The 1775-nt window shown below is 51.2% G+C and carries 1 rRNA gene; it reads left to right on the top strand.

From position 1 onward, the window contains the following. Positions 1-146: 146 nt before the first annotated feature. A 16S ribosomal RNA gene (locus tag JCM14108_RS13770) occupies positions 147-1720 on the top strand. Positions 1721-1775: the final 55 nt, after the last annotated feature.

Below are 1775 nucleotides of genomic sequence, written 5' to 3'. Positions count from 1 at the left end.
GTAGACCTTTGAAAACTGAACAAAATTTTCGACAAACAATTGTGTAGGGTGCTTCGATTTATCGAAGCCAAAAACAAATTGCGAAGTCAATTCGCTAGTAACAATAAAAACAACAATCAATGAGTCACAAATGATCATTTTGATTTTAAGATGAGAGTTTGATCCTGGCTCAGGACGAACGCTGGCGGCGTGCCTAATACATGCAAGTCGAACGCGTCCCGGTTGATGAAGTTGAGTGCTTGCACTTGATTGATTCAACTTGGTGACGAGTGGCGAACTGGTGAGTAACACGTGGGTAACCTGCCCCGAAGCGGGGGATAACATTTGGAAACAGGTGCTAATACCGCATAACAACCAAAACCACCTGGTTTTGGTTTGAAAGACGGCTTCGGCTGTCACTTTGGGATGGACCCGCGGCGTATTAGCTAGTTGGTGAGGTAACGGCTCACCAAGGCGATGATACGTAGCCGACCTGAGAGGGTAATCGGCCACATTGGGACTGAGACACGGCCCAAACTCCTACGGGAGGCAGCAGTAGGGAATCTTCCACAATGGACGCAAGTCTGATGGAGCAACGCCGCGTGAGTGATGAAGGGTTTCGGCTCGTAAAACTCTGTTGTTGGAGAAGAACGGGTGTCAGAGTAACTGTTGACATCGTGACGGTATCCAACCAGAAAGCCACGGCTAACTACGTGCCAGCAGCCGCGGTAATACGTAGGTGGCAAGCGTTGTCCGGATTTATTGGGCGTAAAGCGAGCGCAGGCGGTTTTTTAGGTCTGATGTGAAAGCCTTCGGCTTAACCGGAGAAGTGCATCGGAAACCGGGAGACTTGAGTGCAGAAGAGGACAGTGGAACTCCATGTGTAGCGGTGAAATGCGTAGATATATGGAAGAACACCAGTGGCGAAGGCGGCTGTCTGGTCTGCAACTGACGCTGAGGCTCGAAAGCATGGGTAGCGAACAGGATTAGATACCCTGGTAGTCCATGCCGTAAACGATGAGTGCTAAGTGTTGGAGGGTTTCCGCCCTTCAGTGCTGCAGCTAACGCATTAAGCACTCCGCCTGGGGAGTACGACCGCAAGGTTGAAACTCAAAGGAATTGACGGGGGCCCGCACAAGCGGTGGAGCATGTGGTTTAATTCGATGCTACGCGAAGAACCTTACCAGGTCTTGACATCTTCTGCTAACCTAAGAGATTAGGCGTTCCCTTCGGGGACGGAATGACAGGTGGTGCATGGTTGTCGTCAGCTCGTGTCGTGAGATGTTGGGTTAAGTCCCGCAACGAGCGCAACCCTTATTGTCAGTTGCCAGCATTCAGTTGGGCACTCTGGCGAGACTGCCGGTGACAAACCGGAGGAAGGTGGGGATGACGTCAAATCATCATGCCCCTTATGACCTGGGCTACACACGTGCTACAATGGACGGTACAACGAGTCGCGAAACCGCGAGGTCAAGCTAATCTCTGAAAGCCGTTCTCAGTTCGGATTGCAGGCTGCAACTCGCCTGCATGAAGTTGGAATCGCTAGTAATCGTGGATCAGCATGCCACGGTGAATACGTTCCCGGGCCTTGTACACACCGCCCGTCACACCATGAGAGTTTGTAACACCCAAAGCCGGTGAGGTAACCTTCGGGGGCCAGCCGTCTAAGGTGGGACAGATGATTAGGGTGAAGTCGTAACAAGGTAGCCGTAGGAGAACCTGCGGCTGGATCACCTCCTTTCTAAGGAAAAATTCGGAAACCTACACAATGTCGGAGATTTTATTCAGTTTTGAGA

Origin of the sequence: Lentilactobacillus farraginis DSM 18382 = JCM 14108 (genome assembly GCF_000583655.1) — a bacterium.
In the GTDB taxonomy this organism is placed as follows: Bacteria; Bacillota; Bacilli; order Lactobacillales; family Lactobacillaceae; genus Lentilactobacillus; species Lentilactobacillus farraginis.
Note: the sequence above shows the minus strand (reverse complement) of the source record. Positions and strands in the feature narration are given on the sequence as shown.